The 14091-nt window shown below is 73.7% G+C and carries 16 protein-coding genes; 9 read left to right on the top strand and 7 right to left on the bottom strand.

From position 1 onward, the window contains the following. Positions 1-60 precede the first annotated feature (60 nt). Positions 61-684: an HAD-IA family hydrolase gene (locus KV205_RS10595; protein ID WP_265863887.1), complete on the top strand. Its 624-nt coding sequence runs from the start codon at positions 61-63 to the stop codon at positions 682-684. A 92-nt stretch (positions 685-776) separates the two neighbouring features. Here the strand turns inward: KV205_RS10595 and KV205_RS10590 are convergent, their stop codons facing one another. Both KV205_RS10590 and KV205_RS10585 read right to left on the bottom strand, forming a co-directional pair. Further along, complete coding sequence (locus tag KV205_RS10590) at positions 777-1013, bottom strand: hypothetical protein (RefSeq protein ID WP_265863886.1); 237 nt, start codon at positions 1011-1013, stop codon at positions 777-779. A gap of 71 nt (positions 1014-1084) precedes the next feature. Further along, entirely contained in the window at positions 1085-1456 is a 372-nt protein-coding gene (locus tag KV205_RS10585; RefSeq protein ID WP_265863885.1) for a helix-turn-helix domain-containing protein, read from the bottom strand. An 88-nt stretch (positions 1457-1544) separates the two neighbouring features. Between KV205_RS10585 and KV205_RS10580 the strand changes: the two genes are divergently transcribed. Continuing rightward, entirely contained in the window at positions 1545-2174 is a 630-nt protein-coding gene (locus KV205_RS10580) for an NADPH-dependent F420 reductase (protein ID WP_265864074.1), read from the top strand. On the opposite strand, the gene KV205_RS10575 is transcribed toward KV205_RS10580, so the two are convergent. Next, positions 2171-4033 carry a glycoside hydrolase family 15 protein gene (locus tag KV205_RS10575; protein WP_265863884.1) on the bottom strand — a complete coding sequence of 621 codons (1863 nt, stop codon included), beginning with the start codon at positions 4031-4033 and terminating at the stop codon, positions 2171-2173. The two genes, KV205_RS10580 and KV205_RS10575, sit on opposite strands and share 4 nt — an antisense overlap. A 167-nt stretch (positions 4034-4200) precedes the next feature. Here KV205_RS10575 and KV205_RS10570 point away from each other — a divergent pair, with 167 nt between their 5' ends. Beyond that, positions 4201-5094, top strand: coding sequence for an AraC family transcriptional regulator (locus KV205_RS10570; RefSeq protein ID WP_265863883.1), 894 nt, complete (start codon positions 4201-4203; stop codon positions 5092-5094). Here KV205_RS10570 and KV205_RS10565 read toward each other — a convergent pair. Next, complete coding sequence (locus KV205_RS10565) at positions 5075-5482, bottom strand: Zn-ribbon domain-containing OB-fold protein (RefSeq protein WP_265863882.1); 408 nt, start codon at positions 5480-5482, stop codon at positions 5075-5077. The two genes, KV205_RS10570 and KV205_RS10565, sit on opposite strands and share 20 nt — an antisense overlap. A 13-nt stretch (positions 5483-5495) precedes the next feature. Further along, complete coding sequence (locus KV205_RS10560) at positions 5496-5945, bottom strand: DoxX family membrane protein (protein WP_265863881.1); 450 nt, start codon at positions 5943-5945, stop codon at positions 5496-5498. A 184-nt stretch (positions 5946-6129) separates the two neighbouring features. On the opposite strand from KV205_RS10560, the gene KV205_RS10555 reads away from it, so the two are divergent. Then, positions 6130-7317 carry an NAD(P)/FAD-dependent oxidoreductase gene (locus tag KV205_RS10555; RefSeq protein WP_265863880.1) on the top strand — a complete coding sequence of 396 codons (1188 nt, stop codon included), beginning with the start codon at positions 6130-6132 and terminating at the stop codon, positions 7315-7317. Positions 7318-7387: 70 nt separating this feature from the next. After that, positions 7388-8299 carry a class A beta-lactamase gene (gene bla / locus KV205_RS10550; RefSeq protein ID WP_265863879.1) on the top strand — a complete coding sequence of 304 codons (912 nt, stop codon included), beginning with the start codon at positions 7388-7390 and terminating at the stop codon, positions 8297-8299. A gap of 12 nt (positions 8300-8311) precedes the next feature. Here the strand turns inward: bla and KV205_RS10545 are convergent, their stop codons facing one another. Beyond that, positions 8312-9097 (bottom strand): alpha/beta fold hydrolase, encoded by a 786-nt coding sequence (locus KV205_RS10545; protein WP_265863878.1) that lies wholly within the window; start codon positions 9095-9097, stop codon positions 8312-8314. Positions 9098-9193: 96 nt separating this feature from the next. Between KV205_RS10545 and KV205_RS10540 the strand changes: the two genes are divergently transcribed. The 4 genes from KV205_RS10540 to KV205_RS10525 all read left to right on the top strand — a co-directional run bounded on the left by KV205_RS10540 (position 9194) and on the right by KV205_RS10525 (position 13571). After that, a complete protein-coding gene (locus KV205_RS10540; protein ID WP_265863877.1) occupies positions 9194-9757 on the top strand; it encodes a PadR family transcriptional regulator in 564 nt (187 codons plus the stop codon). 123 nt (positions 9758-9880) lie between these two features. Further along, on the top strand, positions 9881-12115 hold the full coding sequence (locus KV205_RS10535) for an acetate--CoA ligase family protein (protein WP_265863875.1): 2235 nt from the start codon (positions 9881-9883) through the stop codon (positions 12113-12115). Between the two features lie 14 nt (positions 12116-12129). Then, positions 12130-12918: an enoyl-CoA hydratase-related protein gene (locus tag KV205_RS10530; RefSeq protein ID WP_308404075.1), complete on the top strand. Its 789-nt coding sequence runs from the start codon at positions 12130-12132 to the stop codon at positions 12916-12918. 68 nt (positions 12919-12986) lie between these two features. Further along, positions 12987-13571: a flavin reductase family protein gene (locus tag KV205_RS10525; protein WP_265864072.1), complete on the top strand. Its 585-nt coding sequence runs from the start codon at positions 12987-12989 to the stop codon at positions 13569-13571. A gap of 6 nt (positions 13572-13577) precedes the next feature. On the opposite strand, the gene KV205_RS10520 is transcribed toward KV205_RS10525, so the two are convergent. Further along, positions 13578-14087 carry a hypothetical protein gene (locus tag KV205_RS10520; RefSeq protein ID WP_265863874.1) on the bottom strand — a complete coding sequence of 170 codons (510 nt, stop codon included), beginning with the start codon at positions 14085-14087 and terminating at the stop codon, positions 13578-13580. Positions 14088-14091: the final 4 nt, after the last annotated feature.

The raw sequence follows: 14091 nt of genomic DNA, 5'->3' as shown, positions 1-14091 counted from the left end.
CTTGGCTTACGAGGGGTAGACGGCGGCGGCCCCGAAAACTCATCGGAGTACTCTCCCCGCGTGACAAGCGAGAACAACTTCGTCCTCTTCGACGTCGACGGCACCCTCATGGACGCCGTCGAGAACCAGCGGCGCGTCTGGCACGCGTGGGCCGGGCGGCACGGGCTCGACGGGGCCGAGGTGTACGCCGTCGCTTTGCGGACGCGGCCGGTGGAGACGTTCGCGGCCGTGGCGCCCGGGGCGGATCCGGCGGAGTGTCTGGCGCTGCTGCACGCGCTGGAGGACGAGGACGTGCGGACGGGGGTGTACGGGGCGTTCGCCGGGGCCGGCGAGCTGTTGAAGGCGCTGCCCGCCGGGCGGTGGGCGCTGGTGACGTCGAACTACGAGCACCGGGTGCGGGGGCGGTTCGAGCGGACCGGGCTGCCCGTGCCCGAGGTCGTGGTGGACGCGGCGTCGGTGGCGGAGGGCAAGCCGTCGCCCGTGCCGTATCTGCGCGCGGCGGAGATCCTCGGGGCGGACCCGGCTCGGTGTCTGGTGATCGAGGACGCGCCGACCGGCGTACGGGCGGGGCGGGCGGCCGGGATGACCGTCTGGACCGTCAACACGGCATCCCCGGCGGAAGGTTCGCAGCGGCACTTCGCGACGCTCGCGGAGGCGGCGCCGGAGATCCTGGCCTGGGTGTGAGCCGGCGCCCCTGACGCGCGCGGGCCCGGGGCGAGGCCGTGATCGCCTCGCCCCGGGCCCGGGAGTGGCAGCGTGGTGCGCGCGCCGCGGACTCAGCCGCCGATGGGCAGGCCACCGAGGACCGGGAGGTTCTTCACCGGCAGGTTGCCGAGGCCCGAGGTCGTCGCGCCGTCCAGCGGCAGGGTCTTGGCGACGTTGCCGACACCACCGACGCTGTCCGTCACCTGCGCGAGCGGCAGCGCCGACTCCGCGGCGCTCGCGGCGGGCGCGACGGCACCGGCGACGGCGAGGGAACCGAGTACGACGGCGGCGGCCTTCAGCTTCTTCATGGGGATCCTGCCTCTCTGGGGGACGACCGGGCGCGGGCCCGGCGATCGATACGCCGTGGATAACGACAAGGTCACGGCGCAGACACCCCCTCCCCTCCGGCTTTCTCCTGCGCGGCCATCACCTCGTCCCCGTGCTCGAAGGCCCACGCGCCGATCAGATCGATGGCGGGCAGCAGGGTCCGGCCCAGCGGGGTCAGGGCGTAGGCGACGTGCGGGGGCGAGGCCCCGGGCCGGGGGCGGCGGTCGATCAGGCCGTTGAACTGGAGGCGGCGGAGGGTCTCGTTGAGGACCTTGGAGCTGATCCCGCCGATGCGGTCGCGGAGTTCGACCGGGCGCAGGGGCACGTCACGGAGGGCCCAGAGGACCACCGCGTTCCAGGTGTTGGAAAGCAGGTCGAAGGCGAGGCGGGCGCGGCAGTCCGCGAGATAGGCGTCGGGCGTCACGTACCGAATGGTGCCCGAGCGGCTCTCTAGCGTCGGTGTCATCGGCTCGTCGGCCGACGGAGAGGCCGACGGAGAGAGGGGAACCATGATGCGGATCGGCGTACTGGGAACGGGCAACATGGCCGACGCGCTCGCCACGCAATGGGTGCGCGCCGGGCACGAAGTGACCATCGGCGGGCGGGACTTGGCGCGTGCGGCCGGGCTCGCCGCACGGCTCGGGGGCGGGGCGCGGGGCGGCGGGCTGCGGGCGGCCGCCGAGTTCGGTGAGGTGGTCCTGGCCGCCCTGCCGTACGGGGCGGGCGCCGGCGTCGTACGGGAGCTGCGCACCGCCCTCGCGGGCCGGACGCTCGTCGACTGCTCCAACCCCGTCGGGCCGGGCTTCCGGCTGCTGACGGAGGGCGGCCCGTCGGCCGCGCGGCAGCTGGCCGAGGCGGCACCGGAGGCGCGGGTCGTGAAGGCCTTCAACCTCTGCCACGAGGACGTCTGGCGGCTGCGCCCACCCGTCTTCGACGGGCGGCCCCTCGCCGTCCCGGTCTGCGGCGACGACGAGGCCGCCCTCGCCCGCGTCCAGGCCCTGGTCGCGGACCTCGGCTGCACCCCGCTCGCGGCCGGGGGCCTGGACCGGTCGGGCCTCCTGGAGGCCACGGCCGCGCTCTTCATCGCGCTCTGGGTCGGCGAGGGCGCCGACGTGCAGGCGATCGCCCCGCCGCTGGGCTAGCGCGAAGGCCCCGCCTCCCGCGCTCCCGCCTCCCGCGCGTCAAGGGCCTCGTCCAGCGTCGTCGCCGCCATGATCAGCGAGAGATGGGTGAACGCCTGCGGGAAGTTGCCGAGTTGCTCGCCGCTTGGCCCGATCTCCTCGGCGAAGAGGCCGACATGGTTGGCGTACGTGAGCATCTTCTCGAAGGTGAAACGGGCCTGCCGCACCCGGCCGGCCCGGGCGAGCGCGTCCACGTACAGGAAGGTGCACAGGCTGAAGGTGCCCTCGGCGCCGCGCAGGCCGTCCGGGGAGGCGGCGGGGTCGTAGCGGTGCACCAGGCTGTCCTGGACGAGGCTGCGCTCGATGGCGTCGAGGGTGCTCAGCCAGGCCGGGTCGGTGGGGCTGAGGAGGCCGGAGCGCGGGATGAGCAGCAGGGACGCGTCGAGGACGTCACCGCCGTAGTACTGGACGAGGGCCTGTCGGCTGTCGCTCCAGCCGCGCTGCATGACCTGGGCGTAGATCGCGTCGCGGGCCGTGCGCCAGGCGTCGAGGGCGGCGGGGCGGCCGAACTCCTCGGCGAGCCGCAGGCCGCGGTCGAAGGCGACCCACGACATCACCCGGCTGAAGGTGAAGTCGCGCTGCCCGCCCCGGGTCTCCCAGATGCCCTCGTCGGGTTCGTCCCAGGACTTCGCCAGCCAGTCGAGCAGCCCGGAGACCGCCCGCCAGCCCTCGTGGGTGGGCTGGGTGTCGAGGCCGCGGCCCTGGGCGAGGGCGTAGAGGGCCTCGCCGTAGATGTCGAGCTGGAGCTGGTCGGCGGCGCCGTTGCCGACGCGTACGGGCGCGGAGCCGCGGTAGCCCTCGAAGTCGGTCAGGATCTCCTCGGGCAGCCACGGGTCGCCGTCCACCCGGTACATGATCTGGAGCGGGCGTACGGCCTCCGCGCTCTCGGTGCGCTCCTTCACGCGGTCGGTCAGCCAGTCCGTGAACGCCGCCGCCTCGTCCACGAACCCGAGGTCGAGGAGGGCCCGGACGGCGAGCGAGCCGTCGCGGATCCAGGTGTAGCGGTAGTCCCAGTTGCGTTCGCCGCCGACGAGTTCGGGCAGGCCGAGGGTGCCGGCGGCGATCGGGGCGCCGCTGGGCAGATACGTGAGGAGCTTGAGGGTGATCGCGGAGCGGTGCACCATGTCGGGCCAGCGGCCCCGGTAGCGGGCCGTGCGCACCCAGCCCTGCCAGAAGTCGACGGCGTCCCACAGGGCCGCCTCGACCTCCTCGGGGCCGGGCAGCGGCGGGACGGGGTCCTGCGGGCCGGTCACCGTGAAGGCGGCGCCGGCGACGGCGCCCTCGGTGAGGGTGAGGCGGCCGCGTACGTCGAACTCGCCGTCCCGCTCCAGCGGGACGTTCGACTGGAGGTACGCGGCGACGCCGGGCGCGCGGAAGGCGGCGGTGGGGCCGTCGAGCGTGGTCTCGTGCGGGTCGCGGCCGAAGCCGAAGCGCGGCCGGCACTCCAGGGTGAAGGTGACGGTGCCGCGGGTGCAGCGCATCACACGCAGGATGGCGTGCCGGTCGGTGGCGCGACCGGTGCGGTCGGGCGGCATCCAGTCGATCAACTCGCCGACGCCGTCGGGGGACATGAAGCGGGTGACGAGCAGGGCGGTGTCGGGGTAGTAGAGCTGTTTCGTCGTCACCTCGCCGCCGTCCGCGGGGTCCACCGAGAGGCGGAACCAGCCGCCGCGGTCGTGGTCGAGGAGCGCGGAGAAGACGCCCGGGGAGTCGAAGCGCGGGACCGCGAACCAGTCGACGACGCCCTCGTCCGAGACGAGCGCGCACGTCTGCAGGTCGCCCACCAGGCCGTGCGCGGCGATGAGCGGATACCGCTTCACGCTTCCACTATCGGGCACAGCGCCGCGCACCGCACCGCGCCGCACACCGCACCGCGTCGGAACCCGATCGTTCCGGGCACGGATCGTCGGGTGCTGGGAGGGTGGGGGTTCCTACGGTGAAGACACCCCGGAAGAACCGGGGTGGAAGGAAAGGCGGAGGGGCTGACGTGCTGGAGGGGCTCAACCGGGCGCTGGACCATGTGGAGCGCCATCTCGCGGACCGCGAGGTGGACGTCGCCGAGGCCGCGCGGATCGCGGCGACCTCGGAGTACCACTTCCGGCGCCTGTTCTCGGCGCTCGCCGGGATGCCGCTCTCGGTGTACGTACGGCGCCGGCGCATGACCCTGGCCGGGGCCGAGGTGCTGTCCGGCGAGCGGACGCTCCTGGACGTGGCCGTGTCGTACGGCTACGGCTCGGGCGAGGCCTTCGCCCGCGCGTTCCGCTCCGTGCACGGCATCGGGCCGGGCGAGGCCCGGCGCGACGGCGCCGCGCTCGTCTCGCAGCCGCGGATGTCCTTCCGAGTCGTCATCGAAGGGAGCAGCAGCATGCGATACCGGATCGTCGAGCAGGACGCGTTCCGTCTGGTCGGGCGGAAGGCCCGGATCCCGCTCGTCCACGAGGGGGTGAACCCGGCGGGCGCCGCGTTCGTGGAGAGCCTGGGCGTGGAGACGATCGTACGGATGAAGGCGCTGTCCGACCGGGAGCCGGCGGGGGTCCTGTCGGCCGTGGAGCATCTGTCCGAGAGCCGTGAGGAGGGCGCCGAGGTGGACTACTGGATCGGCGTCGCGACCGGCCCCGAGGCGGAGCTGTCAGAAGATTCCGACGCGCTCGACGTCCTCGACGTGCCGGCCGGGACCTGGGCGGTCTTCGACGACCACGGCCCCTACCCGAGCGCGCTGCAGGAGCTGTGGCGGGACGTGTTCACGCAGTGGTTCCCGTCCAACCCGTACACGAGCCGGCCGGGTCCGGAGCTGCTGCGGACCCAGCCGGTGGAGATCGGCACGAACACGGACTCCCAGCTGTGGATCCCGGTCGAGCGGATCACGCGTTCAGAGGCCTGAAGACAGGCACCTGGAACTCGCCGTTCTCGCCCTCCGGCCTGAAGGCGAGTTCCAGGTCCATGCCGATCCGGAGCTCCACCTCCGGGCAGTCGACGATCTCGGTCATCATCCGGGGGCCCTCGGCGAGGTCGACGACGGCGGCGACGTACGGGACGCGGTCGCCGAACGGCGGGAGGTCGTTGCGGTGCACGACGGACCAGGTGTAGAGCACCGCGCGCCCTTCCGCCCGGCGCCATTCGACCTGCTCGCTCCAGCAGTGCGGGCAGAACTCGCGCGGGTAGTGGTGGGGCCGGTCGCAGACGGTGCAGTGGCGGATCAGGAGACGGCCCTCGGCGGCGGCGTCCCAGTACGGCCGGGTGAAGGCGTCGACTTCCGGCGTCGCTGTCATCGGAGGGGTCCCATCAGAAGAGTCCGATCGCATGGTCGAGGGACCAGGTCTGCCAGGACATCGCGAAGAGGGCGACGACCGATATCAGCGCCATCATCGCGTTCTGCCCCTGCTCGGCCCAGTCGTGGATCATCAGGACGAGGTAGAGGAGGTTGAGCAGCAGGCCGCCGACGAGGGCGACGGGGGTCAGCAGGCCGGTGATCAGGCCGAGGCCGAGGGCGAGTTCGGCGTACACGACCACGTACGCCATGAGCTTGGGGCGCGGGGTCACCACGCTCCGGAAGCCGGTGCGCACCGCCGCCCACTTGTGCTTGCCGGCGACGTCCGCCGCCCAGGCGATGCCCGTGCCGCGTTCGAACCAGCCCTTCTTGTCCTTGTGGCGCCAGCTCTCCAGCCACCACAGGCCGAGGCCGATGCGGAGGACGGCGAGCCATTCGGCGCCGGTGAGCCAGATCGTCTGCATGTGCCGTGCCTCCCCGAGCCCGGAACAACCAAAACTGACAGACCGTCAGTTCACCGGATCCCGACACATCTCCGCAAGACCTCTGTCGGACCCCTGCCAGACCTCTGCGCGCGTGATCGATTCGCAACCGAACTCCCTCTTGACCGAGACCCACGGCGTGTACGCGTCATTACGCTCAGCATTCATGACCGTCACCCCCCAGCCCCACCCCGTTTACGTCGTCGGCGCCGGCCCCGGCGGCCTCGCCGTCGCCGCCGCCCTGCGCGCGCGGGGCGTACGGGCCGTCGTCCTGGAGAAGTCGGACGCCGTCGGCGCCTCCTGGCGCCACCACTACGACCGGCTGCGGCTGCACACCACCCGGCGCCTCTCCTCGCTGCCCGGGCTTCGCATACCCCGCTCCTTCGGACGGTGGGTGGCCCGCGCGGACGTGGTGCGCTACCTGGAGAAGTACGCGGAGTTCCACGACCTGGAGATCGTGACGGGGGTGGAGGTGACCCGGATCGAGCAGGAGCAGGAGGAGTGGATCCTGCACGCGACGGGCGGGCGGCGGCTCGTCGGCTGCGCCGTCGTGGTCGCCACCGGCTTCAACCACACGCCCCGGCTGCCCGACTGGCCCGGCCTGGACGCGTACACGGCGAAGGCGGAGCTCGTCCACGCGAGCGCGTACCGCAACCCCACGCCGTACGAGGGCCGGGACGTCCTCGTCGTCGGCGCGGGCAACACCGGCGCGGAGATCGCGGCGGACCTGGCCGGCGGCGGCGCCGCGCGGGTCCGGCTCGCGGTGCGCACGCCCCCGTACATCGTGCGCCGCTCCACCCTCGGCTGGCCCACCCAGCGCAGCGGCATCCTGATCCGCCGGCTCCCGGTGGGCCTGGTCGACCGGCTGACCGGGCTGCTCGGGCGCTTCATGACCGCCGACCTCTCCGCGTACGGGCTGCCCCGGCCCACCGGCGGCCTCTACTCGCGCGTGCGCGCCGGGGCGATCCCGGTGCAGGACGTGGGCCTGGTCGCGGCCGTACGCGCCGGGAAGGTCGAGCCGGTGGCCGCCGTCGACTCCTTCGAGGGCGGCGAGGTCGTCCTCGCCGACGGCTCTCGCATCACCCCGGACGCGGTCATCGCGGCGACCGGCTACCGCCGCGCCCTGGAGCCGCTGCTCGGGCACCTCGGCGTGCTCGACGAGCGCGGGCGGCCGGTCACGGGCAAGGCCGGGAAGACAGGGAAGGGCGGCAAGGACGGGAAGGCGGCACTGCCGCAGGGGCTGTACTTCACCGGGTTCACCAATCCGATCAGCGGGATGTTCCGGGAGATGGCGCTCGACGCCGAGCGGATCGCGGGCCGGATCGCCCGGCGGCCGGCGAAACGCCGGGCGTAGCGGACGACTTGGCGCGCCCGGGCGCCGTAGGTTCGGAGCTGACCGGTCTCCGTTCGAAAGGCACCCGATCATGCGCCACACCCACCGTCGCAGCCGCCGGACCGTCCTCGCCGCCGGCGCCGGGGCGGCCCTCGCGGCCGCCCTGCCCGCCGCCTCCGCCCATGCCGCACCCCGCGAGGACGGCCGGGCCCGGCAGCGGTTACGCGCCCTGGAGCGGGAGCACGGGGCGCGCCTCGGGGCGTACGCGTACGACACCGGGAGCGGGCGCCTGGTGACGTACCGCGCGGACGAACTCTTCCCGATGTGCTCGACGTTCAAGACGCTCTGCGCGGCGGCGGTGCTGCGGGACCTCGACCGGGACGGCGAGTTCCTGGCCCGGCGCATCCGCTACACGCAGGAGGACGTGACGCGTTCGGGCTGGTCGCCGATCACGAAGGACCATGTCGGCGACGGGCTGACGGTCGCCGAGCTGTGCGAGTACTCCCTCACCCACAGCGACAACACGGCCGCCAACCTGCTGCTCCGCGAGCTGGGCGGCCCCACGGCGATCACCCGCTTCGCCCGCTCGGTCGGCGACCCGGTCACCCGCCTGGACCGCTGGGAGCCCGAGCTGAACTCGGCCGAGCCGTGGCGCACGACGGACACGACGAGCCCGCGCGCCCTGGGCCGTACGTACGGCCGGCTGGTCCTCGGTGACGCCCTCGCCCCGGCCGACCGGCGCCTGCTCACCGGCTGGCTGCTCGCCAACACGACCAGCGAGCAGCGCTTCCGCAAGGGCCTGCCGGCGGACTGGACCGTCGCCGACAAGACGGGCGGCGGGCGCTACGGCGGCAACAACGACGCGGGCGTCGCCTGGCCGCCCGGGCGCCCGCCGGTGGTCCTGACGGTCCTGACGACGAAGCCGGCCGAGGACGCGGCGGCCGACGACGTACTGGTGGCGCGGGCGGCGGAGGTCCTGGCGGACGCGGTGAGCGCGGGCTAGCCCCGATGCCGGTCAGGCGCCCAGCGCCGCCGCCGTCGCCCGTACGAAGGCCTCCGGGTTGTCGAGCATGATGTTGTGGCCGCAGTCCGGGACGGCGACGACCGAGACGCCCGCGTCGCGCAGTCCCTCCGCGCCGGCGGGCGGGCCGTCGACGGCGGGGTGCAGGAAGGTGCGCGGGATCGGCAGCGCCGTGAGCTGCGCGCGCAGCGTCGGCTCGGTGCCGCGGGCGAGGTGGACCCCGCTGCGGTGGAGCGCGGTCAGCCCGGCCAGGCGCATCGTGGACCACCAGTGCGGGCCGACCCGGTCGCGCACCTCCTGCCAGCCGCCACCGGAGAGGAACTCCGCCTCGGTGTAGCCCGCGATCCCGCTCCCGGCGCGGCGCCGCTCCGCGGGCACCGGGTCGAGGCCGGAGTCCACCAGGACCAGGCGGGCCACCAGGTCCGGGTGACGGCTCGCCAGCACGATGGCCACCGCTCCGCCCATGCTGTGCGCCACCACGTCCGCGGCCCGGACCCCGGCCGCCTCCAGCGCGGCGGCGACGGCGTCGGCGTGGGCCTCCATCGTGTAGGGGAAGTCCTCGGGGCGGTCGCTGATGCCGAATCCGAGCAGATCGATCAGCAGCGAGCGGTGCCCGCGCGCGGCCAGGGCGGGGTGGACGGCGGCCGCGGTGAAGTACGGCCCGGACGAGGCGCCGAGCCCGTGCAGATAGACGCGGGTGCGGCCGTCCGGCCCGCCCTCCCCCGGTAGCTCGACCCAACGGATTCGTGCCCCCTGTGGCGTCACCTGGGCGTCGCGCATGTCGGTCCCCTCCCCGATCGATCCTCCATACAACGCTGAGACTATACCTCGACGACGATGTATAGCGAGCGTGAGGGATTGAGGGATACTGCTGCGATGCTGGAATTGGCGATCCTGGGTTTCCTCTACGAGCAGCCGTTGCACGGCTACGAGCTCAAGCGGCGCGTCGCGCACCTGACCGGCCACGTCCGGCCGATCGCCGACGGCACGCTCTATCCCGCGATCAAGCGCCTTGAGCGGTCCGGCTGGCTGACCCGCCAGACGGAGCCCGGCACCCGGGCCGCACCGCGGCACGTCCTGATCCTGACCGAGGAGGGCCGCGAGGAGCTGCGCCGCCGGCTGCGGGAGGCCGACGGCGTGGAGATCAGCGACGAGAACCACTGGTTCACCGTGCTGGCCTTCCTGCGGCACCTGGGCGACGCCGGGCAGCAGGCGGCGGTGCTGCGGCGGCGCCTGGCCTTCCTGAGCACGCCCAGCAGCTTCTTCTACGACGGCGAACGCCCGCTCGGCGCCGAGGAGTTCGACGACCCCTTCCGCCGCGGCCTGCTCGCGGTGGCCCGCGCGACCAGCACCGCCGAGCTGCACTGGCTCGACGCCACACTCCGACGACTGGACGCTGACACGGACGCTGACGCGGACACGGACGCCTCGGCCGGGTAATCCGAACGACCCCGGCCCGCACCTATTCCTGACTGACCGTCAGTTGAGTAATCTGACTCATCGTCAGATCAAAGCCGGGACACGGCTCGGCTCCGGTCTTCGGGATGGGCGGTGCGGACGACGATGCTGGGATCGACTCACGGGACCTTCACCACCGACCTCCGGGCGCGGGTCGTCGCCTGCGGGGAGCAGCCCGACCGGACCGTCGTGCACGGCGTCACCGCCGTCGAGGGCGACACGGACGTCAGCGGGCGCCCGCTGTACGCGCCGGTGCCCGAGCTCGACCGGTTCTTCCGGCCCGAGGTGGTGGCGGTGGTCGGGGCCTCGGACACCGAGGGGCGGCCCAACACCGGGATCACCAGGCAGCTGCTCGACTGGGCCGGGCGGGTCGGGGCGCGGGTGGTGCCCGTGCACCCGACCCGTACCGCCGTGTTCGGGATCGACTGCGTGCCGTCGGTGGCCGAGCTCGACGAGCTCGGGGTGCCCGTCGACCTGGCCGTGCTGCTCGTCGGCGATCCGCTCCCGGTGATCGAGCAACTCGCCGAGTCCAAGGTGAAGTTCGCCGTCGCCTTCGCCTCCGGCTTCGCCGAGACCGGGGAGGCGGGCGCCCGCGCCCAGGAGCGGCTCGCGGCGGCCGTCGAGCGCTCCGGGATCCGGCTCCTCGGCCCCAACACCAACCTCAACGCCTTCGAGCGCTTCCGCGACGACCTCGAAGGCCCGGCGGTCGCGCTGATCACCCAGTCCGGGCACCAGGGCCGGCCCGTGTTCACCCTCCAGGAACTGGGCGTCCGGCTCTCGCACTGGGCGCCCACCGGCAACGAGGCCGACCTGGAGACCGCCGACTTCATCTCGTACTTCGCGCACCGGCCCGAGGTCGGCGCCATCGCCTGTTACGTGGAGGGGCTGAAGGACGGCCGGTCGTTCCTGCTCGCCGCCGACCAGGCCGCGCGCAACCAGGTGCCCGTCGTCGCCGTGAAGGTCGGCCGCACCGAGGCCGGCGCGCGGATGGCCGCCTCGCACACCGGGAAGCTCACCGGGGCGGACCAGGTCGTCGACGCGGCCATGCGCCAGTTCGGGGTGATCCGGGTCGACGGGCTCGACCAGCTCCAGGACACCGCCGCGCTGCTCGCCCGGGCCCGCAGGCCGGTCGCGGACGGGGTCGTCGTCTACTCCATCTCCGGCGGCACCGGCGCCCACTTCTCCGACCTGGCCACGGCCGCCGGCCTGAGCCTGCCGAGGCTCTCCGACGCCAAGCAGGACGAGCTGCACCAGTGGATCCCGGAGTACCTGAGCGTGGCCAACCCGGTCGACAACGGCGGGCACCCGGTGGGCGACTGGCGCGGCCGGAAGATCATCGACGCGATCCTCGCCGACCCGTCGGTCGGGGTGCTGATCTGTCCGATCACCGGCCCCTTCCCGCCCATGAGCGACAAGCTCGCGCAGGACCTGGTCGACGCGGCCGAGCGGACGGACAAGCTGGTGTGCGTGGTGTGGGGCTCGCCGGTCGGGACCGAGGACGCCTACCGCACCACCCTCCTCGGCTCCTCCCGTGTCGCCACCTTCCGCACCTTCGGCAACTGCATCGGCGCGGTCAAGGCCTACCTCGACCACCACCGCTTCACCACCGGCTACCGCTCCCCCTTCGACGAGGCCCCGCGCACCCCGTCCCCGTCCCTGCGCAAGGCGCGGGCCCTGCTGCGGCCCGGCCACCGGCTCAGCGAGCACGCGGCGAAGCAGCTCCTTCGCGCATACGGGGTACGGGTGCCCCGCGAGCAGCTGGTGACCAGCGCCGCGGCGGCGGTACGGGCGGCCGGGCTCGTCGGCTACCCGGTCGTGATGAAGGCCTCCGGCCCGCAGCTCGCGCACAAGACGGAGCTCGGCCTGGTGAAGGTCGGGCTGACCTCGGCGAGCCAGATCCGGGACGCCTACCGGGAGTTGACCGACATCGCCCGTTACGAGGGCATCGACCTGGACGGCATCCTGGTGTGCCAGATGGTCGGGCGCGGGGTCGAGATGGTGGTGGGCGTGACGCACGACGCGCTCTTCGGGCCCACGGTCACGGTGGGCCTGGGCGGGGTCCTGGTGGAGGTACTGAACGACGCCGCCGTGCGCGTACCGCCGTTCGGCGAGCGCGAGGCCCGCGACATGCTCGGCGAGCTGCGCGGCCGGGCGCTGCTCGACGGGGTGCGGGGGGCGCCGCCGGCGGACGTGGACGCGCTGGTGAAGGTGGTCCTGCGGGTGCAGCGCATGGCGCTCGAACTCGACGGGGACCTGGCCGAGTTGGACATCAATCCGCTGATGGTGCTGCCGCGGGGGCAGGGGGCGGTGGCCCTGGACGCGCTCGCGGTCTGCCGGTAGTCGAAGGGGCTCGCGTGTCGGACGTTCTGCACTCCGCCGAGAACGGCGTCTCATGGATCACGCTCAACCGCCCGGAGGCGATGAACGCGGTCACCTGGGACCAGCGGGAGCGGATCATCGCGCTCCTCGCCGAGGCCTCCGCCGATCCGGCGGTCCGGGCGGTGGTGATCACGGCCACCGGCCGGGGCTTCTGCGCGGGCGCGGACCTGCGGGGCGGGCCGCCGGCCGGCGCGGAGCGGGTGCAGGGCGACGTGGCCCGGATGATCCGGCAGGGCGCGCAGCGCTTCATCGCCGCCGTCCTGGACTGCGAGAAGCCGGTGATCGCGGCGGTGAACGGCACGGCGGCCGGGATCGGGGCGCATCTGGCCTTCGCGTGCGACCTGGTGCTCGCCGCCGAGTCCGCGAAGTTCGTGGAGGTGTTCGTACGGCGCGGGATCGTGCCCGACGGCGGCGGGGCGTATCTGCTGCCGCGGCTGATCGGCCCGCAGCGGGCGAAGGAGCTGATGTTCTTCGGCGACGCGCTGCCGGCGGCGGAGGCGCGGGCGATGGGCCTGGTGAACCGGGTGGTCCCGGCCGAGGAGCTGGCGAAGACGGCCCGCGAGTGGGCCGAACGTCTCGCCCAGGGCCCCACCCGGGCCCTCGCCCTCACCAAGCACCTGGTCAACGCCTCCCTGTCCACCGACCGCGCCACCGCCTTCGCGGCGGAGGCGACGGCGCAGGAGCTGTGCATGACGACGCGGGACGCGCAGGAGGGGGTGGCGGCGTTCGTGGAGCGGCGGACGCCGTCGTACGAGGGCAGGTAGCCGCCGTCACGCCCTTCTCTTCTGACGGTCCGTCAGCTTCAATGAGGGACATGATGGGACACGCTGGGATGGCGGCCACCGCCGTCCGATACCTCAGGTCGGCCGGGGCGCCCACGGCCGTGGATCCGCTCCCCCGCCCGGCGCTCCGGGCGGTGCGGGACGACGAGCGGATGCCCGTCGATCCGGGGGAGTTCCGCCGCGTCCTCGGCCACTTCGCGAGCGGCGTCACGATCGTCACGGCGGTCGACGAGACCGGCCCGACGGGCTTCGCCTGCCAGTCCTTCGCCTCGCTCTCCCTCGACCCGCCCCTGGTCGTCTTCATGGTCGCCCGTACGTCGACCACCTGGCCCCGCATCGCCCGCGCGGGCCGCTTCTGCGTGAACATCCTCGGCGCGGACCAGGGCCCGCTCTGCCGCGCCTTCGCGGTCAGCGGCGCGGACAAGTTCGCGGGCGTGCCCTGGACCCCCGCCCCGACCACCGGCTCCCCGCGCCTGCCGGGCGCCCCGGCCTGGGTGGACTGCGAGATCGCCGCGGTCCACACGGGCGGCGACCACCTGATCGTGGTGGGCCGCGTGGAGGCCCTGGGGGCGACGGACGAGACCGGCGACCCGCTGCTCTTCCACCGGGGCCGGTTCGGCCGCTTCGACGGCTAGGGCGCGTCAGGAGCCGACGACGCCCGCCCACAGGCCGAGCCCACCGAGGCCGAACACGGCGAGGAGCGTAAGCGTCCCCCACCCCAGCACCCGCACGAAGAGGCCCCGCCGCGCGTGCCGGGCCACGGCCCCCGCCACGCCCAGGCACGCCCAGGCCACCAGCCAGCCGCGCCACCCGGCGAGCGGCCACACGAGCACGCACGCGGCGCCCGCCAGGAGCAGCTGCCACCCGAGCGCCCGCCCCCCGAAACGGCCCCCGATCCGGCGCGCGGCAGCCTCGCCGAGCAGCACGGAGGGCGCCACCACCGCCGCCGACACGGCCGCCGTGGCCAGGAGTGCGAACACCGCGAAGAACGGCAGGAACACGAGCGTCAACGCGCTGATCGGCTCCTCCCCCGGCTCGGGCTCCCGGCTCTCGCCGAACACCACCCCGAGGATCAGGGCGAGCGCCGCCTCCAGGAACAGCACGAGCATCGAGACCCGGAGCATCCGCCAGAACGTGCGGTCTTCCGGCACTGTC

The organism is Streptomyces sp. SKN60, from assembly GCF_026236535.1.
Lineage (GTDB): Bacteria > Actinomycetota > Actinomycetes > Streptomycetales > Streptomycetaceae > Streptomyces.
Note: the sequence above shows the minus strand (reverse complement) of the source record. Positions and strands in the feature narration are given on the sequence as shown.